The sequence below is a fragment of the Sulfuritalea sp. genome, from assembly GCF_017302275.1.
In the GTDB taxonomy this organism is placed as follows: Bacteria; Pseudomonadota; Gammaproteobacteria; order Burkholderiales; family Rhodocyclaceae; genus Sulfuritalea.
This window is the reverse complement of sequence record NZ_JAFLDR010000034.1, coordinates 1-21,615: the sequence shown is the minus strand read 5'-3', so window position 1 is coordinate 21,615 and position 21,615 is coordinate 1. Positions and strand designations below refer to the sequence as shown.

The window sequence follows — 21,615 nt, the reverse complement described above, 5'->3', positions numbered from 1 at the left end:
ATCAATCAGGTTTTAGTTGGCAACTATTGACGGTGATCGAGCCGCAAAAAAGGTGTGGTATGCCGTGCTTTTCGCGTTGCTGTACCGATGGTGCTTGCATTCCGTAGTCTCCAACGTGTGATCACTCGTCAGGCTGGTCATTTTTAAGACGCGAGGTTCGAGCTATTTTCTTGCCACTTTAAGAAATGACAAGACAAGTCAACTTGACAATACTGTTTATTTAAGATTCAATTCGGCAATGACACTAATGTCACAATGGCGCCACGATATGAAGAGCGCTAGGGGGTGTTGGGCCATGGCTTCGAGCCGATAAATTTATTAGGAGGAGACAAAATGGCAAAGCGGATCCGCGTCGGCGGCAAGCTGGCGGCTAGCGTTTTTTTGGCGAATTTCGCGTTGGTATTACTGGGAACGATCGGGGCTTGTGCGGGTGCGTGGGCCTTTGAGATTGATAGCGGCAATTCCGATGTACAGATGCGCTGGGACAACACCGTCAAGTACAGCTCGGCGTGGCGTGTTAAAGATCCGAGTACCACCCTGACAGCGAACCCCAACTTTAACGATGGCGACGCCAACTTCAAGAAGGGACTGATCTCAAATCGGGTTGATCTCCTGTCGGAGTTCGATGTGAGCTACAAGAACGTCGGCCTGAGGTTAAGCGGTGCGGCATGGTATGACGCTCAATACAACCGCAATAATGATCACCCCAACGACGGCACGGCCAACCAGGCGTCGGTGCCCTATAACCAGTTCACCAGTGAGGCCAGGAAGATCCACGGCAATGGTGGCGAACTGCTCGACGCATTCGTCTTCGGCAAGTTCGATTTAGGCGAGCGCGCAGCGACAGTGCGCGCGGGCAAGCATTCGCTGGTCTGGGGTGAGTCACTGTTTTTTGGCGCCAACGGTATTGCTGGCGGCATGATGCCCGTTGACGTCGTCAAGTTGTTATCGGTGCCCAACACGCAGTTCAAGGAGGCGATTCGTCCGGTGCAGATGCTATCGGGCCAGATACAACTGACTTCGGATGTCACCTTGGGCGGCTACTACCAGCTGCGCTGGAAGGCTAACCGTCTGCCGGTCGCCGGCAGCTATTTCTCGGCGACCGATACCGGCCCGGGTGGCGCCGAACAATTGCTGCTTGGGTTGCCCAATCCGCCCTTCCTCCAAGGCAATGCGATTCCCCACGTCGACGACCAGTCGGCCAAAAATTCAGGTCAGGGAGGTTTGCAGTTGCGTATTCGAGACGGTAGTACCGATTACGGACTCTATCTGATCCGCTTCCACGGCAAGAGCCCCCAGCAGGTAGTCAACATTGGCTTGCAACCGGTAATCGGAATATTTCCCGGTCCGGGTTGTGTGGTTCCTGGATCAGTTCCGACGGGACCGGCCAGTTGTGCAATGCCCGGCGTGCCGGTGTCTTATCGCTTTGTTTATCAGGAAGGCATCACCGCCTTCGGTGGCAGCTTCAGTCACACCTTCGGCGACGTAAACTTGGCCGGCGAAGTCTCATTCCGCCGCGACCAGGACTTGGCCAGCAGCACGCCGGTCGATACCAGCATTCTTGGTGGAGTGGCCACCAACAACAGCAACAACCCGGCGTATCCACTGGGCAACACGGCCCACATCAATCTGTCGACACTCTGGTCTTTACCGCCGTCAGGATTGTTTAACGAGGCCACCTTTCTAGGCGAGGTTGCCTGGAACCGGGTGCTGCATATCACGGCGAATGGTGCTGCGATTGACCCGAATGCAACCCGTGATGCCACGGCTCTGCGCTTCATCTTCGAGCCGATGTATAGGCAGGTAGTCTCCGGTCTCGATCTCTCCGTGCCTATTGGCCTCGGATACGGAACGCGTGGTTCGCGCTCAATGGTTCTTGGCCCGGGAGCGATGCCTGCCGACGGGGGGGGCGACGTCAGCATCGGAGTCAATGGCACCTATCTCGATGCTTGGCGCTTCAGTCTGGCTTACACCCATTACTTCGGTCCGGAGAAGACGTTTGCCAATGCCCTAAACAACTATACCTATGGCCAGACCATGAAGGATCGCGACTTTGTCGCGTTCTCGCTGCGCCGCACGTTCTGAGGAGACAAGAACATGACTTTCCATTTGCATACTTCATTGCGCTGTGTAGCCTTGGTGATGACGTTCGCTGTTGCCATGCCAGTTGGTGCCGCCGTTACTGCCGAGGAAGCCGCCCGCCTGAAATCTGACCTAACCCCGTTCGGCGCCGAGAAGGCGGGTAACAAAGATCGCACCATTCCAGCGTGGGACGGCGGTTATACCAAGCCGAGTCCCGGCTACAAGAGCGGTGATCGCCGCCCTGATCCCTTTGCCAACGAGAAGCCGCTGTTCTCCATCAGTGCCAAGAACATGGATCAGCACGCCGACAAGCTTACCGAGGGTGTCAAGGCCCTGATGAAGAAGTATCCGAATTACCGGATCGACGTCTATCCGACTCACCGCACTGCCGCCGCACCGCAGTGGGTATATGACAACACCTTCAAGAACGCGACCCGCGCCAAGATCGCTGAGGGGGGGGCTGGCCCGCAACCTGACGGTGCCTACGGCGGCATTCCGTTTCCGATCCCCAAGACGGGCATCGAGGCTCTCTGGAACCATGAGTTGCGTTGGCGCCCGCCGTCGCAGAAGTGGGAGAAATTTCACGGCTACATGGTTACCGCCGATGGTCGTCGCGTGCCGGTGCTTGAATCGACCAACGAACAGCAGATGCCGTATTACATCAAGGACGGCGAAAGCAAATTTCAGGGCGAATACTGGCTGGTGCGTTCCTTCAACTCAGGACCGCCGGTACGCGCCGGCGAAGGGATCGCTGCCCGGCTCACTCTCGATGAGAGCAAGACTGGCGCTTGGGTGTATCTCACTGGCCAGCGCCGTGTGCGCAAGCTGCCCAACTCGTGCTGTGATACGCCGACGCCCTTCTCTGCAGGCATCGTCAGCTTCGACGAGGTGACGGTGTTCACCGCGCGCAAGGATCGTTTCGACTGGAAACTCGTGGGTAAGAAAGAGATTTACATCCCCTACAACAGCAACCGTACCCTGGTGCCGACCAAGGATGCGGACGTGGTGGGCGATCATTTCCTCAACCCCGATCACGTGCGCTGGGAGCTGCATCGGGTCTGGATTGTCGAGGCCACTCTCAAACCAGGTCAACGTCACACTTCGCCAAAAAGCCGTTACTACCTCGACGAGGATACGTGGCTGGCCGTACTTGCTGACCGATGGGATGCCAATGGCCAACTGTCCCGGATGCCCTTCAATATCCCCGTCGTCCTGCCTGACGGCCCCGCCACTATCGATGCCGGTTGGGGTGTCTACGATCTGATCTCCGGATCCATGTTCATGAACGTCCTCTTCAATGAGAGTCCGTCTCAAATCAAGATCACAGCTCCCTTCTCCGACTTGATCTTTACCCCAGACGGCATGGTCGGCGAAGGTGTCCGCTGAATGGATTAAGCATAAATGCAAAATCTTACCCCCCCCCTGTTTAGTCTTGACGTTGAATTGGCTCCAGCCATAGAGGCTGGACTGGCGCCGCAGGGATCTCGTCGCATTTCTCCGATCGTGGGTGGATTGTTTTCCGGCAGTCGCTTGCGTCGAACCGTTCTTCCGAGGGGGCCGATTGGAACGTCATCCGTCCGGATTGAATTGTCCTGCAATGCGTCAAACAAGAAATGAGGAAGCCTGAATGAAACGATTTCTATTGAAAACGGTGCTCGCGATATTGCCTCGGGTTCTAACCAAAACAGCACGTAAAAATTCGTCGTTTCTCGAGTTTATGCGTCGCCACAATTGCGTCGTTCAGATCAAGCTCAAAGACGATAGCATCGGGCGCTACTTTACTTTTAATCATGGCGTAGTGCGGTCGGTCGCCGGCATTCACCCGAACCCAGATGTAGCCATGGTCTTCAAGGATTTGCCTACCGCATTCGTTTTTCTAAAGCCACCACCGATGCAAAAGCCGCTCGATATCGTTCATGCGGCGAAAAATTTCAAGGTTGTTGTCGCCGGACCCGATGACCTTGCAGTTTGGTTCATGCAGCTATTGAATCGCATTCAGATGACAAGCCTTACATTTGGCACGGCGATGCCCGACGGCACAACGCGTTTTACGACCACTACCAATGGAGGGCCGCTATTCGTTTGGGTCAAGGGTGGCCGGATCATCCGCACGACCCCCATTGATTTTGAAGATACCGACGCACCGAGTTGGACGATCCTTGCGCGGGGCAAAGCATTTTCGCCACGGCGGCAGGCAACGGTGGCTCCGCATGCGCTGTCACTGAAGTCGCTGGTTTACTCGGAAAAGCGAGTGTTGTATCCGATGAAGCGGGTTGACTTTGATCCGGCCGGGGAACGCAATCCTCAAAATCGCGGAGTTTCCGGTTACGTGCGCATCAGTTGGGACGAGGCGCTGGATATCGTTGTCGGAGAGATCAAACGAATGAAACGGGAGCACGGTCCTGGTGCGATCACGCTCTACCACAGTTCGCATCATCAATGGGGCAACGTCGGCTACTACTTGAGCGCGATGCAGCGATTCGGCAATCTGATCGGTTACACGCGGGTTCACTTGAACCCCGATAGTTGGGAGGGCTGGTACTGGGGCGCCCAGCACCATTTCGGAAACAGCATGCGCATCGGTGTTGCCGCCTCGTACGGCACGGTTGAGGATTGCCTCAAGGAATGTGAAATGATCGTCTTCTGGTCTGGCGATCCACAGTCGGTGCCTGGGGCATACGGTGGTGCTGAAGGAACCGAACGCCGCTTCTGGGCGCGTGAATTGGGCATCGAATTTGTCCATATAACTCCCAACTACACGGCGACGGCACAGGTGTACGGTGGCAAATGGCTACCGATACGACCCGGAACCGATCCGGCGCTAGCTATTGCTGTAATGTATGTGTGGGCGGTGGAAGGGCTTTACGACATGGACTATGTGTCGAAGCGAACTACCGGCTTTGACGAGTGGCAGGATTATCTGCTTGGCACCAGCGACGGCGTGCCTAAAACTCCCGAGTGGCAGGAGGTTGAGACCGGTATTCCGGCGGCTGATGTACGTGCGTTGGCGCGGGCGTGGGGAAACAAAAAAACCTACCTAGCACCGGGCAGCGGCGGGACCGGCTTTGGAGGTGCTTGCCGAAACGCAACGGGAGGGCAGTGGGCTCGTTGCATGATATTGATGATGGCAATGCAGGGCTGGGGCAAACCGGGCGTGAACTTCGGCAATCTCCAGATAGGGACTCCTCTGGATTTTGCGTTCTATTTTCCCGGTTATGCGGAGGGAGGCATGTCGGGGGAGCTTCAGTTCTCAGCATGCGCAGTCAATAACTACCAACGTATGCCGCATGTGCTGACGATGAATCCGGTTAAGCAGATGGTGCCGCGCCAACGTCTTCCAGAGGCGATCATTAATGGGCGAGCGACCGGGTACGCTTGGGACGGATCTTCGCTGGAAGCGCAGTTTGCGCCCTTTGAGTATCCGATGCCAGGTTATTCGCCAATTCATATGATGTACCGTTATGGCGGTTCATCCTTCGGTACGGTGGCCAATTCTGGTCGTTTTGCAGAGATGTACCGGCATTCATCCCTTGAGTGCGTAGTCAACCAGTCGATCTGGTTCGAAGGCGAGGCCAAGTTCGCGGACGTAATTTTGCCAGCCTGTACTGCGTTGGAGCGCTGGGATATCGGCGAATGGTCAAATTGCGCTGGCTATGTGCACCACCTTCAGGGCCAACTCAACCACCGGGTTGCGGTCATGCAGCACAAATGCATTGAACCACTTGGCGAGTCGAAATCCGATTACCAGATCTTTCTCGATATTCTCACCCGACTCGGACTCGGCGCGCTGTTTTCGGAAGGGGGCAGCGAGCTCGACTGGTGTAAGCGTGTGTTCGACTCGTCGGACTTACCCGAGCGTATCGGATGGGCTGAGTTTGTGAAGAAGGGGTATTACGTTGTTCCTGCAGAGCCTGAAAAAACTCGCGATCCTGTTAACTTTCGCTGGTATGCCGAAGACCGGCGTAAGGACGTTCCTGAACCTATGCCCCTGCCGTCGCAATATGCGGAAGAGTTCGGTAAGGGATTGCAGACTCCGTCTGGGAAAATCGAGTTCGTGTCCGAAACGCTGAAGCGCTGCGACCCCGACAATCCGGAACGTCCAGCACTCAATCGATACATACCGGCATGGGAAGGACTTCACAGCGGCGAATTGATGAAAAAATATCCGTTGCAGATGATTTCGCCGCACTCGCGTTTCAGCTTCCACACCTATAACGACGGCAAGGACAGCGTCACCAATGATATTGAAGACCATCGTATTGCTGTAGATGGACACTACTACTGGTTGGTGCGCATCAATCCTGAAGATGCAGGACGACGTGGTATCCACCAACATGATCTGGTGCGGCTATTCAACGACCGCGGGGCGGTTCTATGTGCCGCCGATATTTCACCGATGGTGGTTGCAGGCGTGGTTGTCTCGTTCCAGGCTAGTGCCGAGTATGACCTGGTCAAGGATTCGCAAGGAAGAGTCGCTGACCGTGGTGGATGCGTTAACGGGCTGACCCCTGATCGGCGGCAGATGCAGGGTACTGAGGGCAGCGCCCCTAATTCCTGCTTAATCGAAATCGATCGTTGGAACGCAATGGTGGAAGCATGAACATGAGAGCCGTTCAGATCAATTCATTTGGCTCTACCGAAAATTTTAATGTTGTCGACCTGCCATTACCGGATCCGGGCGAGGGCGAGGTCTTGATTCGGGTCGGTGCGGCAGGAATTGTTTTTGCGGACACGCAGATGCGACGGGGAGACTACGTCAATCTACCGGCGCTTCCGTTTACGCCCGGAAGAGAGGTTGCCGGCATCGTCGAAAAGATTGGTCCCGGGGTCACGACAGTCCAGCCAGGTTGCAGGGTTATGGCCGACATGCATACCGGTGGCTACGCAGAATATGCCAAGGCAGCAGTTCGCGATCTGGTTCGTTTGCCGGATTCCGCAAGCTGCTTACAAGGTATCGTTTATCTGGTCAATCTGCGGATAGCCTACTTGTACTACTACACGTTCGGCAAGGTGCAGGCGGGCGAGGTCATTCTCTTGCATGCTGCCGCTGGTGGGATCGGGACTCTGGTTACGCAAATAGCCAAGCGTCGCGGTACCAATAACGTGGTGATCGCCCTCGCCAGCTCCGACGAGAAGCTTGAGTACTGCCGCGCTGCTGGAGCTGATCACTGCATTAACACTCTGACCACCGATTACGTCGCTGAGGTTTTACGGATCACTGGCGGTAAGGGAGTTGACGTGTCAATGAACAGCGTAGCTGGAGCGACATTGCAAACAGATCCTTTGGCAATCCGACCTCGCGGCCGCTGGCTAATCAACGGTTATGCCGGTGGCAGAAGTCTCATCGATCCGAACGCGATCATGCCCAAGTCCCTAACGCTTTCGATCTTTTCCGTTTATACGGTTCGGAACGACGAGGAGTTTCGTAAAGCCACTACCTTTCTTGAAGAGTGGCTAAGCACCGAAAGGCTTGATAGTTGCACGCGCAGCTTTCCGCTTGAGGCTGTGGAGGATGCGCACCGCTGGATCGAAGAGCGTCACTCCTACGGAAAAATCGCACTCGTGCCTTGATGGGCGAAGCGCAACTATTAACGCACAAAGGAAATGATGATGGGCCATTACACGGCGCCTCTTGATGACATTCGCTTTGTCATGAAGCATCTGGCGCAAATGGATGAAATAGGTCGGTTGGCCGGCAACGAAGGGGCTGACGCGGTGACCGTTGCGGTCATCCTTGACGAGGCTGGAAAGTTCGCTGCAGAAGTTCTTGCGCCGCTCAACAAGAGCGGCGATCGTGAAGGTGCGGTCTGGCGTAATGGCGAAGTAAGCATGCCCAGGGGGTTCAAGGAAGCCTATGCCGCCTTCGTCGCCAATGGTTGGAATGGTATTGGTTGCGATGAGAATTATGGCGGCCATGGCATGCCGAAACTTGTCACAACTGCGGCACGTGAAATGTGGAACAGCGCCAACATGGCGTTCGCTCTCTGTCCTGCGTTGAACGCTGGAGCGATTGAAGCGCTTGAACTCAGCGCCACCGATACCCTAAAACATATCTATTTGGAAAAGATGGTTTCGGGCAAATGGACGGGAACAATGAATTTGACCGAGCCACAGGCCGGGTCAGATCTTGCGGCCGTGCGTGCCCGAGCCACGCCTCAGGCAGATGGTACGTTTCGCATCGTCGGACAGAAGATATTCATCACCTACGGTGACCACGACATGGCGGAAAACATTGTCCATCTGGTTCTGGCGCGTCTGCCGGATGCGCCTGCAGGGGTCAAGGGAATATCGCTTTTTCTCGCGCCGAAGTTTCTTGTAAACCCAGACGGCAGTCTTGGTGAGCGCAACGACGCGCGCTGTGTGTCGATCGAACACAAGCTTGGCATCCATGCCAGTCCGACCTGTGTGATGTCCTTTGGTGACAGCGAAGGGGCGATTGGCTACTTAGTCGGCGAGCAGAATCGGGGTCTTGAGTACATGTTCATCATGATGAACGACGCACGTCTGGTCAGTGGTGTGCAGGGACTAGCAGTTGCAGAGCGCGCCTACCAAAAGGCGGCGGCTTTTGCAAAGGAACGTGTACAGGGACGTGATATAGCTGGCGGCAGCAGGTCTGTGCCAATCATTGCACACCCTGACGTGCGGCGCATGTTGATGTTGATGAAATCGCTAACCGAGGCAATGCGTGCACTGGCGTACACGGTAGCAGGAGCTTACGACCTCGCCGATACTCATCCGGATAAGGCGGTACAAGCCCATAACCGGGCTTTCGTTGATTTGATGACTCCTGTTTTAAAGGGTTGGTGTACAGAGACCGGAATCGAGGTAGCCACGATCGGAATCCAGGTTCACGGCGGGATGGGCTATATCGAGGAAACGGGAGCAGCTCAATACCTTCGCGACGTTCGCATTACCGCGATCTATGAAGGAACGACCGGGATACAGGCGAATGATCTTATTGGCCGCAAGATTGCTCGAGAGGACGGAAAGACGATCAGAAGCGTGATGCGCGAAATGCGCTTGCTTTTGCCGACGCTCACGATTCGGGGTGGTGAGGACTTTGAGGCAATTTGCTGCGCGCTGCGCGCAGGCATTGACGCATTGGACAGCGCCGTCGCGCACGTTCTTGAGATGTACTCAGTCGACATTCGGGCAACCGCAGTCGGGGCTGTACCCTTTCTCAAACTGACAGGAATAGTTACGGGTGGCTGGCTATTGGCTAGGAGCGCGCTCGCGGCGGCTGAATGCATTGACCGCGACGAAGGAGACAGGAGTTTTCTTGAAGCCAAAATTGGCTGTGCGCGTTTCTTTTCCGATCACGTTCTAGCGCAGGCGCCTGGATTCGCTCACACAGTTGCCAAGGGTGCCGGACGAGTCATGGAACTGGCCGAGTCGCAGTTCTGAGAATGTCGCGTCCCTCTTAATTCATCAAAGGAAGAATTTGCAATGAAACATAAGCTTGACATCAGTGCGCTCGAACAACTGTTCATTGACGCGCGCACATTCAATAGATTTACAGATCGCCCAGTATCGGAGGATACGTTACGCGAATTGTATGAGCTACTTAAGTGGGGGCCGACCGCCGTGAATTCGCAACCTGCGAGGTACGTCTTTATCCGATCCCAGGAAGGTAAGAAGAAGTTGATGCCGGCATTGATTGCCGGGAACGTCGAGAAAACCAAACTGGCACCAGTGACTGTCCTCTTGGCGATCGACAGGCGATTTTTTGACAAATTGCCCGATCAGTTCCGCGCCTTCAACGCGAAGCCGATTTACGAGGCTAGTTCGGATCTCGCTCAGGAGACTGGTCTTCGTAACGGTTCAATGCAAGGGGCCTACCTCATGCTTGCGGCCCGCGCACTCGGACTGGACTGCGGCCCGATGAGCGGATTCGATCGAAGTGTAGTGGATGCGGCGTTCTTTCCGGATGGTGAATGGGCAAGTAACTTTCTCGTCAATCTCGGTTACGGAGACGATGCCCACAATTATCCCCGCGGCCCGCGTTTGCCATACGAAGACGTAGTGCGTCTTGAGTAATCTGAAATTCTAAAAATACGTGCGTATCTCAGTGACACGGTGCCGTGTTGATGAGATTGTAGAGTTATACTAGAATGTCAAAATGACATTAATGGCAACAGGTAAATTGCCAGTGATTTGTAGATAAGCGTTGCAGTTGTTGCCCACTTAGTTGGTGGAGTGCGAGGCGATCAAATGTGGCTAGTAATGGTCGATACGACATTGAGCGAGGCGGAAAACGAAATGACAACTAGACATGGAGCAAAAGGATGGAACTTGATAGTCGACGTTGCCAAGTGCGAGAACTGCAATAACTGCACACTTGCCGTACGCGATGAGTACATCGAGAACGATTTCCCCGGATATTCTGCGGCACAGCCGAAGCATGGACATCATTGGATCAAGATCTCACGCCGTGTGCGTGGTGATGGCCCTATGGTTGATGCTGCGTATCTACCGACGTCCTGTAACCACTGCGACAACGCTCCTTGCATCAAGGCTGGAGGTGAAGGGGTTGTGCGCAAGCGCCAAGACGGCATTGTGATCATCGACCCGGAACGCGCCAAGGGGCGTCGCGACCTTGTTGAGGCCTGTCCCTACGGAGCCATCTGGTGGAACGAGGAGCGGCAGCTACCTCAGATTTGGACTTTTGATGCGCATCTTCTCGATCAGGGCTGGACGGAGCCCCGATGCGTCCAGGTTTGCCCGACACGCGCCATGCGGGCGCTGAACATTGACGGCGAGGCCATGAAACTGATCGCCGACGCTGAAAAACTCAGCGTCCTGCTTCCTGAACTGCAAACTGCGCCCCGCGTGTACTACAAGAACTTGTATCGCTTTGATCAGGATTTTGTCGGTGGCACAGTCATCGGCGAGGTTTCCGGTGTCGTCGAATGCCTGCACGGAGCGCAGATCGTCCTCTCGAAGGGCGGCAAGGAGCAGGCGCGGACCACCTCTGACCTCTTCGGCGAATTCAAGTTCGATGGCTTGTCGCCGGACGGCGCGAAGTATGCCTTGCAAATCAGCAAGGATGGCTTCGATGGACAGTCCCGGGACGTTACGCTGAGCAAGAGCACCTATCTTGGACGCTTGCAGCTCGAACCAACAAAACGAGCCAACCCGGGCCAGCGCCAGCCAGATTTGTAGGACTCGCGCAGCGGCGCTGCGACGCCGGGACAATCAATAAGATTCACGGTCGACGCGTCGGCCGCCACGGAAGGAACAGGAATGAAAGTTGCATTCATTGGTCTTGGTAACATGGGGTCAGCGATCGCCGGCTGTATTTTGCGGGCGGGTTTTGCAATGAGCGTCTGGAACCGGACGGCAGCAAAAATGCAGCCGCTGATTGCGGCCGGGGCGAGTGGGGCGGATTTTGCGCGTACTGCGGTGGCCGACGCCGACATCGTGCTGACCAGCTTGATGGACGATGCCTCTATCCTCGAAAACCTTCAGGGCGAAGCCGGCTTTCTGACGGCGATGAAACCCGGAGCTGTTCATCTCTGCCTCACGACGATCTCTCCCGAATGCGCTGATCGCCTCGGTGAAATTCATCGCCAACACGGAACCCGTTTCGTCGCCGGCCCGGTTGCCGGACGACCGGACACCGCCGCCGCCGGCAAGCTGATCACCTTTCTTGCCGGCGACGCCTCGGCGGTGGATGCGGTAACCGAGCTTTGTGCCGCCTACGCGCGCAAGGTCGTGCCGCTCGGCGATCGACCGGGCGTCGCCTACTGCATGAAACTCTGCGTCAATTACACGGCGGTGTCATGCATCGAGTTGATGAGCGAGATTTACGCCTTCGCCGAAAAATCCGGAATCGCGGCGCAGCACATCAATGACTTCTTCAACGACGCCTTTGCTCACCCTGCACTCAAAACCTACGCCGCCAAGCTCGTCGATCGTAAATTCGACAGCGAAGGCGGGTTTGGCATGAAAGGTGGCCTTAAGGATGTCCGCATGATGCTCGCGGCATCGCAAGGCGCCGGCGTTACCTTCGACATCGGCCGAGTTGTCGAACGCAAGATGCTGCGGGCGATCGACGCCGGAATGGAACAGGCCGACTGGAGCGCCTTCTCGGAAATCACCCGGATCGAATCCGGGCTCGGTTAGGAATGGCGATGAGCGACCTGCTTCAAATATTCGGTTTTACCTGGATGTTAGTTTCTGCATTGATCGGTCTCTATCTCGGAGTCAAGCACCTCGGCGTCGCGGAAAGACTGGAAGCGTTGGCCAACACCGGCCAACTGGCCGAGTACCACCACCTGCACACGGCATTTCGCTGGACGGTGACGGTGCATGCGCACGGCTTCCTATTTTCCGTGGTCTGCGTGCTCGTCTCGGTGGTCCTGCCCCGTCTTGCGCTGGCGCCCATGGTCGTCAATGCGGTGGGGATTGGGCTGATGGTGTCCACCGTCATCTGGACAAGCGCGGCGCTGGCGCGGTTTCGCCCGATGATGGGTCTGGCTGACGTCGGCTTTCTCGTAGCAATTGCGACGACGGCGATCGGTCTTGGCAGAGCATTTTCGTAGCACGTGCTTGCCGGAGTGTATCTGCGCAAGCCTTATCGATGAAATTTCCTGGAAATTGTAACTATGCAACTCAAGTACAAGAATTACATTGACGGACAGTGGTGCGATTCGGAATCGGGCCGGACGTATTCCGTCTTCGATCCGGCCGACTTGCGACGGCGCTGCCATGATTACCCGCTTAGCAGCGCTTCCGACGTCGCTAGGGCGATCAGCGGGGCGCAGCAGGCCTTCGCTACCTGGCGCAAGATCGGACTCGGCGAGAAAACGCGAATTCTCCGTGCTGCCGCGAGACTGATGCGCGAGCGCCGCGATGTAATCGCCCGGTGCATTTCGCTGGAGAATGGCAAGCTCCTGGCGGAGTCGCTGACTGAGATCGATGCCGCCGCGCTCGAACTCGAATACCAGATCGGCGAAGGCGAGCGGCAGTTCGGACGCGCCAGCGACTGCTACCGTGATGGTCTGCTCGGCTACTCGCGCAAGGAGCCGCTCGGCGTCGTTTCGGTGATCGTGCCGTGGAACTTTCCTTTCAACGTGCCCTGGCGCAAGATCGGCCCCGCGCTGATGGCCGGCAACACCGCGATCTTCAAGCCGGCCAGCCAGACGCCCGGAGTCGGCGAGCTGGTCGTGCAATTGCTGGTTGAGGCCGGGATTCCCGACGGCGTCGTCCAGTTCGTCACCGGTTCCGGGAGCGAACTCTCCGACGCCCTGGTGACCGACCAGCGGATTCGCGCCGTGACCTTTACCGGCTCGACCGAGGTCGGACGCCGGATTGCCCGTCGCGCCGCCGACAACTTCACCCGGACGCAGCTCGAGATGGGCGGCAAGAACCCGATGGTCGTTCTCGCCGATGCCGACCTCGAGCTCGCAGCCCAGGACGCCGTCATCGGCGCCTACTCGTGTGCCGGCCAGTGGTGCACGGCAACCAGTCGCCTGATCGTCGAGGCGAGCGTTGCCGACGAGCTGGTCGCCCGAGTCATCGAGCGGATCGGGCTCCTTCGCGTCGGTCCGTGGGATGACACGGCGAGCTCGATGGGCCCGGTGGCCGGTGCTCAGCAGTTGGAGTCGGTTATGAACCACCTGGCGCGCGCCAGGGAACAGGGGGCGCGAATCGTCGCCGGCGGCAATCGTTGTCGCGGCGAAGCGCTGGACCATGGCTGCTTCATCGAACCGACGCTGATCGATCACGCCACCGAGCAGCTCGATGCGGCGCGAACCGAGATATTCGGTCCCGTCCTGTCGGTTTTCCGTGTCGTCGATTATCGTGCGGCGCTCGAACTCGCCAATGCCGTTCCCTACGGCCTGTCGTCGTCGATCTACACGCGCGATCTCGACAAGGCCTTGCACTTCGTCGAGCACACGGAAGTCGGGCTGACCCACGTCAACGTTCATTCGGCCTACAAGGAGCCGCAGCAGTGCTTTGGCGGCGTCAAGGAATCTGGCTTCGGGCTGCCCGAGGCGGGGAGTACCGGTATCCAGTTCTTCCAGGAAGAGAAGTCGATCTATCTGAAAAAAGGCAAGGTCACGACGGCGAGCTGACTCGCGACCGAAAAAGGGGAAAGCAATGGCACTTAATGGCAAACAGAAGAAGCTGCTATTCACGAATCTCGTTCGTGCGCATGCTCTCGACCGCATGATGATGCGCATCATCCGGGCGGGAAAGATGGTCGGGTTCTATCACGAGGGCGGCATCGCGCTTGCCCCGGGGGTTGCCGCCGGGAGCTTCCTGCGTCAGGACGACGCGATGAATCCGCACTACCGGGCGCACGGTCTCGCCCACATGATCGGCAAGGGCGTCGATCTGCGGACCTATGTCGCCGAGCACATGGGGCGCGTCGACGGCTGCTGCAAGGGTCGCTCGAGTTTCCATGTGTCATTTCCTGACCACCATATCTTTGGCTGGTCGGGAAACATCGGCGCCAACTTTCCGCCGTGCATCGGCTACGGGTTTGCGGCGCGCTATCGCGGCACCGATCAGGTCGTCATGAACTGCTCGGGTGACGGCTCCTATCAGGAAGGGCGGGCGCACGAAGCAATGCTGATGTCGGCGAACTGGAAGCTGCCGCACATTTTCTGGTGCGAGAATAATGGAATATCGCAGAGCACTGCGGCGAGCGAAACCTTTCCGGTCCAAGACGTCTCCCGCCTCGCGGCCACCTTCGAAATTCCCGCGCTCATCGTCGATGGCCAGGACCTGTTCGCGTGCGGAGAAGCGGCCCTCAAGGCGATCGCCCATGCCCGCGCCGGCAAAGGCCCGTTCTTTGTCGAACTGAAGACCTATCGCAGCCAGGAACACAACGTCGGCGGCCTCAACAACGAAGGCGCCGTGACCCGCGATCCGAAGCTCATGCAGGAGTGGCGGGAGACTCTCGATCCGGTCGCGCTGGCGGCGGCCAAGCTGATAAAGCAGCGGCTGTACACGGCCGACGAGATCGAGCAGATCAAGGCCGACGCCGAACGCGAGGCCGACGAGATCGAACTCTTCTGCGAGGCCAGCCCGAAGGCGACCCCGAGTATCGACGAACTCATGAACGGCGTTTACGCACAGTGAACGCGAAGGGACAGGACAAGATGAGCACTACACGGGAAATAACGCTGGGCGACGCGATGAAAGAGGCGCTCGCCGAGGAAATGCGCCGCGACGAGGATGTCTTTCTCCTTGGCATCAGCATTCGTGCCGGCACTTTCCTTTATACCAAGGGCTTGGTCGACGAGTTCGGCGGCAAACGCGTCATCGATGCGCCGTTGGCCGAACCCGGCAATTTCGGGGTCGCCTACGGCGCCGCGCAGGAAGGACTGCGGCCGGTACTGGACTGGATGTACGCAGGATTTTCCTATTTTGCCGGGTCGGAGGTCTTTCTCCAGTCCGGCCAGTACCACTTCCTCCACGGCAGTCAGCACCCCTTGCCGCTGACGATGATCGGTACATGCGGGGTAGGCCGGCGAGTCGGCAACGAGCATGCGACCTTGCCCTACGGGGCGCTGATCCATCACCCCGGCCTCAAGGTGTGCTTGCCGTCGACACCGTACGACGCGAAGGGCCTGCTCAAGTCCGCCATCCGCGACAACAACCCGGTGTTCTTCCTCTGGCATACCAGCCTGATGGCGACCAAAGGACATGTTCCCTTGGAGGACTATGTCGTGCCGCTCGGCGTTGCCGACGTCAAGCGCGCGGGCTCCGACGTGACGGTTCTGGCCAGCGGCCTGCAACTTCATCACAGCCTGAAGGCGGCGGAGGCGCTGAAGGACGAGATCAGTGTTGAAGTCATCGATCCGCGCAGTTTCGAGCCCTTCGATCTCGATTGTCTGCTCAGGTCGGTCGAAAAGACCTCGCGCCTGGTGATCGTGGACGAAGACTACGAGCGCGCCGGATTCGCCGCCGAAGTCTGCGCCCTGATGATGGAAAAGGGCTACGACCTGCTCGACGCGCCGGTCAAGCGGGTATGCCATCCGAACATGCCGATTCCCGGGGGCTACATCGACGCCTATTCAATGCCAACGCCCGATCGGATCGAAGCCGCGATCCGCGAAGTCTGCCGCTGAGGAGCCACGATGATCCGCGAAATGGTAATGCCCCAGCTGGCCATGGGTATGTCAGAAGGGACCATCGCCGAATGGGCGGTGGCGGAAGGTGGGCGCGTCGAGAAAGACGTTATTCTGCTGTCGATCGAGACCGAGAAGGTGGTGACGGACCTGCCGTCTCCTTATCGTGGCTATCTCCACATTTGCGCAGTCGTGGGGACGACCGTTCCGGTCGAGCAGCCAATCGCACAGATTGCTGAAACCGAGGAGGAATACCGTCAGCTGCTGGCGTCGGCGAAAGCCCTCGCGGCGTCGGGTTCCCCGGTGGCCGGGATGGCGCCGGCGGTGACGGCGCCGGCAGCGGTGGCGGCGCCTGCAGTTTCGGCTCCGGGCCGGCGCCAGCCGGTCTCGGGATTAGCGAAGAAGATCGCGGCGCAGAACGGACTTGAGTTGGCCTCTCTGGCCGGGTCCGGTCCGGGCGGCAGAATCGTCAAGCGCGACGTGCTGGCAGCGTTGGCCAGTCCGGCGAGCGTTGCGGCACCGAGGACGCCTGCCAAAGCGGCCGGGATGAGGGAAAAAGCCCGGGTTCCACTGGCCGGCATGCGCAAGGCGATTGCCGAGCGGATGCTCAAGTCGAAGACGACGGCGGCCCATACCTATGTCTTCTTTGAAATCGACGTCACCAAGCTTGTCGCCGCAAGAAAGACGATCCTGGCCCGCGAAGAGGAACTTGGCACCCGCGTTTCGATGACGGCATTCTATGCGCGAGCGATGGCGCTGGCCTGTCGCCAGGTTCCGATCATCAACTCGACGCTGGTCGGCGACGAAATCATCGTCTGGGAGAACGTCAACATAGGCATTGCGACGGCTCTGCCGGGCAAGAGCGAATATGAATCGGGGCTGGTGGTGCCGGTGCTGCGCGACGTCGGGAGCAAGGGCGTGCTTGAGATCGATCGCGAAATCCGGCGGCTGGTCGCGGCAGCGAGGGATGGTAGCCTGACCGCCCGGGATACCGCCGACGGCACCGTCACCCTGTCGAGCACGGCCGGTTTCATGGGCGGCGAATGGTGCGTGTCAACACCGCTGCTCAATCAGCCGCAGGTCTTCAATTTCCAGCCGGGAACACCGATTGAAAAACCGGTGGTGATCGATGGCGCGATAGTTATCCGAACGATGCTTCCTTGCGGGCTGAGCTTTGATCATCGGGCGATGGATGGCGTGCCGGTGGCCAGCTTCAACCGCAAGATCGCTGACCTCCTCAGCCATCCTGAGCTGATGGTTCTGTGAGCCGATCGTGAACACAAACTACGACATCGTTATCGTTGGTGGCGGCCCGGGCGGCTACGTCGCGGCCATTCGCGCTGCCCAGCTTGGTTTGTCGGTTGCCGTCGTCGAGAAAGCTGAACTCGGCGGCGTCTGCCTGAACTGGGGATGCATTCCGTCAAAGAGTCTGATTCACCATGCCAATGAGTTTCTTGCGCTGAAGGACATGGAAGCGGTTGGGGTCCGCATCGATCGGTCTGGCTTTCGTTACGCCGCCGTCCAGACCAAGTCACGGGATGCGGCAAAAACCTTGACCTCCGGCGTAGCCGGGCTGTTGAAGAAGAACAAGTTGTCGGTTTTCAAGGCGACGGCGTCGATCAGTGCCCCGGGCCGCATCGCCCTGCATGGCGGTGAGTTCGACGGAAAAATTCTCAGTGCGAAAACCATCATCGTCGCCACCGGCTCACGGCCGATGGTCGTTCCCGGTTTCGAGTTCGACGAACAGTCGGTCGTTTCCTCATCGGGCCTGCTGGCGATGACCGAATTGCCGAAAAGCATGACAATCCTCGGCGCCGGCGCAATTGGCTGCGAATTTGCCTACGTCATGAATGCGTTCGGGGTTAAGGTGACGCTGGTCGAAATGGCAGCGCATATTTTACCGAGCGAAGATCACGAACCGGCGCAGGTTCTCGAGGCCTCTTTCCGACGCTCGGGAATCGATGTCCGTACCGGCAGCCGCGCCGCTTCGCTCAAAAAGACTGCTGCCGGCGTCGCGGTCGTCGTCAGCGCCAACGGCAAGTCGGAAACAATCGTTTCGGACAAGGTGCTGGCTGCCTTCGGACGCGTTCCGAATACGCGGGATTTGGGTCTGGAAAAGCTCACCGTCAAAATCGACGATCAGGGCTATATCGTTACCGGCGATTACGGTGAAACCAGCGTCAAGTCGATCTATGCGATCGGCGATATCACCCGTAGCCCGCAACTGGCACACGTCGCGTCGAAGGAGGGCGAGATCGCCGTCGAGCATATTGCCGGTCACTCGCCGCGCGAGCCACGGGTCGATCCGGAGCTTGTGCCCTCGGCGGTCTATTGCGAGCCACAGCTGGCCGGATTCGGGCTGCGCGAGGCGCACGCCGTGAAGGAAGGGATAAAGTTCAAGAAATCGGTCTTTCCCTATCGCGGCGCCGGCAAGAGCGTCGCCGTCGGGCGCACCGAGGGCTTGGTGAAGGTCTTGGCCGATCCGCAGACTGGCGAATTGCTTGGCGCCCATATCGTCGGTGCCGACGCGACAGAACTAATTCACGAACTGCTGCTGGCTAAGCATGGCGAACTGCTGGCCGAAGACGTTCAGTCCATGATCCACGCCCATCCGACCTTGTCAGAGGCGGTGATGGAAGCGGCGCGTGGTCTAGACGGGAGGCCGATCCACGCGTGAAGGCGATCGTCCGTGGCCAGATACCGTTCGCGCCGGATCGATCGCTGATGGTGAATCAACCTGCGAAGCTTCCGGCGGGCCGGCAGCCGCAACTGCGCGTCATGCCGATGCCATCTGACGTCAATCCCAACGGCGACATCTTCGGTGGCTGGGTCATGTCGCAGGTCGATATCGCCGGCAGCATCGCCGCGCAGCTGAGAACCGGCGGCGCCGTAGCGACTGTGGCCGTCAATTCCTTTCTTTTCAAGCAGCCGATCTCGGTCGGCGATGTCGTCAGCTTCTACGCCGAGATCGTCAAGGTCGGCAGGACGTCGATCACGCTGTCGGTCGAGGTCTTTGCCCAACGCCGGGCGCATGACGTCCTCACGGTCAAGGTGACCGAAGCGGTGCTGACCTACGTCGCGATCGATGCCGGTGGCTGCAAACGCGAAATTCCCGCGCAGTGAACCTTGCGCGACTTCCTTCATCACCAGGAGCAGGCATGAGTAATCTTCTTATCCGCAAGGCCGCAGTCCTCGGGGCCGGCGTCATGGGGGCGCAGATCGCGGCGCATCTGGTTGGCTGCGGCATTCCGGTCATTCTTTTTGATCTGGCGGCCAAGCAGGGCGACCCCAGCAGTACCGCCAAAAAGGCCGTGGACATGCTGAAAAAGCTCGATCCTTCGCCACTCGCGGCGCGTGACCTTACCGGCTGGATCGAGCCGGCGAACTATGACGCGGACGTTTCTCGCCTAGCCGAATGTGACTTGATCATCGAAGCGATTGCCGAGCGCATCGACTGGAAACGCGAACTCTATGCACGGATCGCACCGCACTTGCGTGTCGACGCGATTCTCGCCAGCAACACTTCGGGTCTGTCGATCAATCTGCTCGCTGGCGAACTGCCGGAAGCGGTGCGCTCGCGATTTTGCGGCGTACATTTCTTCAACCCGCCGCGGTACATGCACCTGGTGGAACTGATTCCGGCACAGGCGACGAGCCCGACGCTCGTCGATGACCTGGAAGCCTTCTTGACTACCGGCCTCGGCAAATCGGTCATCCGGGCATTCGATACGCCAAACTTTGTCGCCAACCGGGTGGGTACCTTTGCTTTTGTTGCTGTCATGCAGCATACGGAGCGTCTTGGCCTGAGTTTTGACGAGGTCGATGCGTTGACCGGTCCGCTGATCGGGCGGCCGAAGAGCGCCACCTACCGCCTGCTCGACGTGATTGGACTTGACACCTTTGCCAGCGTCTTGCGCAAGCTGCCCGAACTGCTAGCCGACGATCCGTGGCGGAACTGCTTCAAGGTACCTGCCTGGCTTGAAGTTCTGGTCGAAAAGGGGGCGTTCGGGCAGAAAAGCCGCGGCGGCATTTACCGCAAGGAAGGCAAGGAGATTCTTGTCCTCGACCTCGCCGCGCAGAGCCATCGATCAGTTGCGGCAACGAGTGTTGATCCCGAAGTCGAAGCCATTCTCAAGCTGAAGGATCCCGCCGAGCGAATGCTTTGGCTGCGAGCTTCCGCGCATCCGCAGGCCGCTTTCCTGTGGGCGATCCAGCGCGATCTCTTCCATTATTGCGCTGTGCATCTGGAGAAAGTTGCGAGTAGCGCCCGCGACATAGATCTGGCGATGCGCTGGGGCTACGGGTGGCAGCAAGGTCCGTTCGAAAGCTGGCAGGAAGCTGGCTGGCAGGCAGTGGCCGGGGCGATCGCCGAAGATATCGCGGCGGGACGGACATTGTCCGACGTCGCCCTGCCGGCTTGGGTATTCGACGGTCGTACGGGGGTACATGGCGCTAGTGGTTCCTACTCGGCGGCGAGCGGGTCCCCTCTGGCAACCAGCAAGCTCGGGGTCTACCAGCGGCAGCTTTATCCGCAGCGTTTGCTGGGCGAAGCCGCCGAGGCGCCCGGAACGACGCTGTTCGAGAATGCCGGTGTGCGTCTGTGGTGTCATGACGACGCCCGCGATATACCCATCCTCTCGCTGAAGAGCAAGGGCGGGACGCTCGGTCCCGAGGTCGTCGATGGCGCGCTGGAGGCGCTTCGCATCGCCGAACGGGAACATCGCGGACTGGTCATTTGGCAGCCGAAGGCCCCGTTCTCGTATGGCGCCGACCTCAAGTCGCTTCAGCCGACCCTGCAAGCGCAGGACTGGGCAGCGCTCGATGCTGTATTACGCCGCTTCCAGGAACTGACCAAGGCAATCAAGTACGCCCAGGTTCCGGTCGTCGCGGCGATTCGCGGCATGGCACTGGGTGGCGGGTGCGAACTGGTGATGCATTGCGCCCGTGTCGTCGCGGCGATGGAAACCCAACCGGGTTTGGTCGAAGTCGGCGTCGGACTGATCCCGGCCGGCGGGGGTTGCAAGGAGTTCGCCGTGCGCGCCAGCCGCCAAGCCGAAGCGGCGATGCACAAGGATATTCTGCCGTTCATCCAGAGCGCCTTTCAGACCGTCTTCATGGCGACCATCGGCAAAAGTGCCATCGACGCACAACAGCGCGGCTATCTCGACGCTGCCGACATTGTCGTGCCGCATGCTGACGAGATTCTGCACGTCGCCCTGGCGCAGGCGCGGGTGCTGGCCACCTCGGCCTGGCGGCCGCCGCTGCCGGTCCGGAACATCGCGGTGGCCGGGCGCGCCGGTTTGGCGCTGCTGCAAACGAACCTATTGAGACTTCCGTAATTCATGACATCACCACAAGGTAGCCTGCATCCAGCAAGCGGCGATGATCGAGGGGCGCTTTTGAGCGCTCTTGAGTTTGTTGCGTGCGGTCGTGTGCAGTTCGCTCAGAT

17 protein-coding genes are annotated in these 21,615 nt (G+C 58.5%); all 17 read left to right on the top strand.

Annotated features, from left to right (window positions below):
• The first annotated feature begins 333 nt into the window (after nucleotides 1-333).
• Nucleotides 334-2,085, top strand: a complete 1,752-nt coding sequence (locus tag J0M27_RS16210) for a DUF1302 domain-containing protein (RefSeq protein ID WP_294993948.1) — start codon at nucleotides 334-336, stop codon at nucleotides 2,083-2,085.
• 12 nt (nucleotides 2,086-2,097) lie between these two features.
• A complete protein-coding gene (locus J0M27_RS16205) occupies nucleotides 2,098-3,468 on the top strand; it encodes a DUF1329 domain-containing protein (RefSeq protein WP_294993945.1) in 1,371 nt (456 codons plus the stop codon).
• A gap of 15 nt (nucleotides 3,469-3,483) precedes the next feature.
• Nucleotides 3,484-3,699 (top strand): DUF3237 family protein, encoded by a 216-nt coding sequence (locus tag J0M27_RS21405; protein WP_365962974.1) that lies wholly within the window; start codon nucleotides 3,484-3,486, stop codon nucleotides 3,697-3,699.
• Between the two features lie 10 nt (nucleotides 3,700-3,709).
• Entirely contained in the window at nucleotides 3,710-6,682 is a 2,973-nt protein-coding gene (locus tag J0M27_RS16200) for a molybdopterin-dependent oxidoreductase (protein ID WP_294993942.1), read from the top strand.
• 2 nt (nucleotides 6,683-6,684) lie between these two features.
• On the top strand, nucleotides 6,685-7,653 hold the full coding sequence (locus J0M27_RS16195; RefSeq protein ID WP_294993940.1) for a zinc-binding dehydrogenase: 969 nt from the start codon (nucleotides 6,685-6,687) through the stop codon (nucleotides 7,651-7,653).
• A gap of 39 nt (nucleotides 7,654-7,692) precedes the next feature.
• Nucleotides 7,693-9,486 (top strand): acyl-CoA dehydrogenase, encoded by a 1,794-nt coding sequence (locus J0M27_RS16190; RefSeq protein WP_294993938.1) that lies wholly within the window; start codon nucleotides 7,693-7,695, stop codon nucleotides 9,484-9,486.
• Nucleotides 9,487-9,528: 42 nt separating this feature from the next.
• Entirely contained in the window at nucleotides 9,529-10,119 is a 591-nt protein-coding gene (locus tag J0M27_RS16185) for a malonic semialdehyde reductase (protein ID WP_294993935.1), read from the top strand.
• 174 nt (nucleotides 10,120-10,293) lie between these two features.
• The gene (locus tag J0M27_RS16180; RefSeq protein WP_294993932.1) at nucleotides 10,294-11,244 is read left to right on the top strand and encodes a 4Fe-4S dicluster domain-containing protein; all 951 of its coding nucleotides are present in this window, start codon (nucleotides 10,294-10,296) and stop codon (nucleotides 11,242-11,244) included.
• Nucleotides 11,245-11,325: 81 nt separating this feature from the next.
• Nucleotides 11,326-12,207, top strand: coding sequence for an NAD(P)-dependent oxidoreductase (locus J0M27_RS16175; RefSeq protein WP_294993929.1), 882 nt, complete (start codon nucleotides 11,326-11,328; stop codon nucleotides 12,205-12,207).
• Nucleotides 12,208-12,215: 8 nt separating this feature from the next.
• Nucleotides 12,216-12,626 (top strand): hypothetical protein, encoded by a 411-nt coding sequence (locus J0M27_RS16170; RefSeq protein ID WP_294993926.1) that lies wholly within the window; start codon nucleotides 12,216-12,218, stop codon nucleotides 12,624-12,626.
• 63 nt (nucleotides 12,627-12,689) lie between these two features.
• A complete protein-coding gene (locus J0M27_RS16165) occupies nucleotides 12,690-14,162 on the top strand; it encodes an aldehyde dehydrogenase family protein (RefSeq protein WP_294993922.1) in 1,473 nt (490 codons plus the stop codon).
• 25 nt (nucleotides 14,163-14,187) lie between these two features.
• Complete coding sequence (locus tag J0M27_RS16160) at nucleotides 14,188-15,174, top strand: thiamine pyrophosphate-dependent dehydrogenase E1 component subunit alpha (protein WP_294993919.1); 987 nt, start codon at nucleotides 14,188-14,190, stop codon at nucleotides 15,172-15,174.
• A gap of 20 nt (nucleotides 15,175-15,194) precedes the next feature.
• Entirely contained in the window at nucleotides 15,195-16,166 is a 972-nt protein-coding gene (locus tag J0M27_RS16155; RefSeq protein ID WP_294993916.1) for a transketolase C-terminal domain-containing protein, read from the top strand.
• A 9-nt stretch (nucleotides 16,167-16,175) separates the two neighbouring features.
• Complete coding sequence (locus tag J0M27_RS16150; RefSeq protein WP_294993914.1) at nucleotides 16,176-17,432, top strand: dihydrolipoamide acetyltransferase family protein; 1,257 nt, start codon at nucleotides 16,176-16,178, stop codon at nucleotides 17,430-17,432.
• Nucleotides 17,433-17,439: 7 nt separating this feature from the next.
• Complete coding sequence (gene lpdA / locus J0M27_RS16145) at nucleotides 17,440-18,843, top strand: dihydrolipoyl dehydrogenase (protein ID WP_294993911.1); 1,404 nt, start codon at nucleotides 17,440-17,442, stop codon at nucleotides 18,841-18,843.
• A gap of 47 nt (nucleotides 18,844-18,890) precedes the next feature.
• On the top strand, nucleotides 18,891-19,289 hold the full coding sequence (locus J0M27_RS16140) for an acyl-CoA thioesterase (RefSeq protein WP_294994008.1): 399 nt from the start codon (nucleotides 18,891-18,893) through the stop codon (nucleotides 19,287-19,289).
• Between the two features lie 35 nt (nucleotides 19,290-19,324).
• Nucleotides 19,325-21,505 carry a 3-hydroxyacyl-CoA dehydrogenase/enoyl-CoA hydratase family protein gene (locus J0M27_RS16135; protein ID WP_294994005.1) on the top strand — a complete coding sequence of 727 codons (2,181 nt, stop codon included), beginning with the start codon at nucleotides 19,325-19,327 and terminating at the stop codon, nucleotides 21,503-21,505.
• Nucleotides 21,506-21,615: the final 110 nt, after the last annotated feature.

Excerpts from the sequence above, each read along its gene's own strand:
- J0M27_RS16210 (WP_294993948.1), top strand. The coding sequence starts at position 334 with ATGGCAAAGCGGATCCGCGTCGGCGGCAAGCTGGCGGCTAGCGTTTTT.
- J0M27_RS16205 (WP_294993945.1), top strand. The coding sequence starts at position 2,098 with ATGACTTTCCATTTGCATACTTCATTGCGCTGTGTAGCCTTGGTGATG.
- J0M27_RS21405 (WP_365962974.1), top strand. The coding sequence starts at position 3,484 with ATGCAAAATCTTACCCCCCCCCTGTTTAGTCTTGACGTTGAATTGGCT.
- J0M27_RS16200 (WP_294993942.1), top strand. The coding sequence starts at position 3,710 with ATGAAACGATTTCTATTGAAAACGGTGCTCGCGATATTGCCTCGGGTT.
- J0M27_RS16195 (WP_294993940.1), top strand. The coding sequence starts at position 6,685 with ATGAGAGCCGTTCAGATCAATTCATTTGGCTCTACCGAAAATTTTAAT.
- J0M27_RS16190 (WP_294993938.1), top strand. The coding sequence starts at position 7,693 with ATGGGCCATTACACGGCGCCTCTTGATGACATTCGCTTTGTCATGAAG.
- J0M27_RS16185 (WP_294993935.1), top strand. The coding sequence starts at position 9,529 with ATGAAACATAAGCTTGACATCAGTGCGCTCGAACAACTGTTCATTGAC.
- J0M27_RS16180 (WP_294993932.1), top strand. The coding sequence starts at position 10,294 with ATGTGGCTAGTAATGGTCGATACGACATTGAGCGAGGCGGAAAACGAA.
- J0M27_RS16175 (WP_294993929.1), top strand. The coding sequence starts at position 11,326 with ATGAAAGTTGCATTCATTGGTCTTGGTAACATGGGGTCAGCGATCGCC.
- J0M27_RS16170 (WP_294993926.1), top strand. The coding sequence starts at position 12,216 with ATGAGCGACCTGCTTCAAATATTCGGTTTTACCTGGATGTTAGTTTCT.
- J0M27_RS16165 (WP_294993922.1), top strand. The coding sequence starts at position 12,690 with ATGCAACTCAAGTACAAGAATTACATTGACGGACAGTGGTGCGATTCG.
- J0M27_RS16160 (WP_294993919.1), top strand. The coding sequence starts at position 14,188 with ATGGCACTTAATGGCAAACAGAAGAAGCTGCTATTCACGAATCTCGTT.
- J0M27_RS16155 (WP_294993916.1), top strand. The coding sequence starts at position 15,195 with ATGAGCACTACACGGGAAATAACGCTGGGCGACGCGATGAAAGAGGCG.
- J0M27_RS16150 (WP_294993914.1), top strand. The coding sequence starts at position 16,176 with ATGATCCGCGAAATGGTAATGCCCCAGCTGGCCATGGGTATGTCAGAA.
- J0M27_RS16140 (WP_294994008.1), top strand. The coding sequence starts at position 18,891 with ATGGTGAATCAACCTGCGAAGCTTCCGGCGGGCCGGCAGCCGCAACTG.
- J0M27_RS16135 (WP_294994005.1), top strand. The coding sequence starts at position 19,325 with ATGAGTAATCTTCTTATCCGCAAGGCCGCAGTCCTCGGGGCCGGCGTC.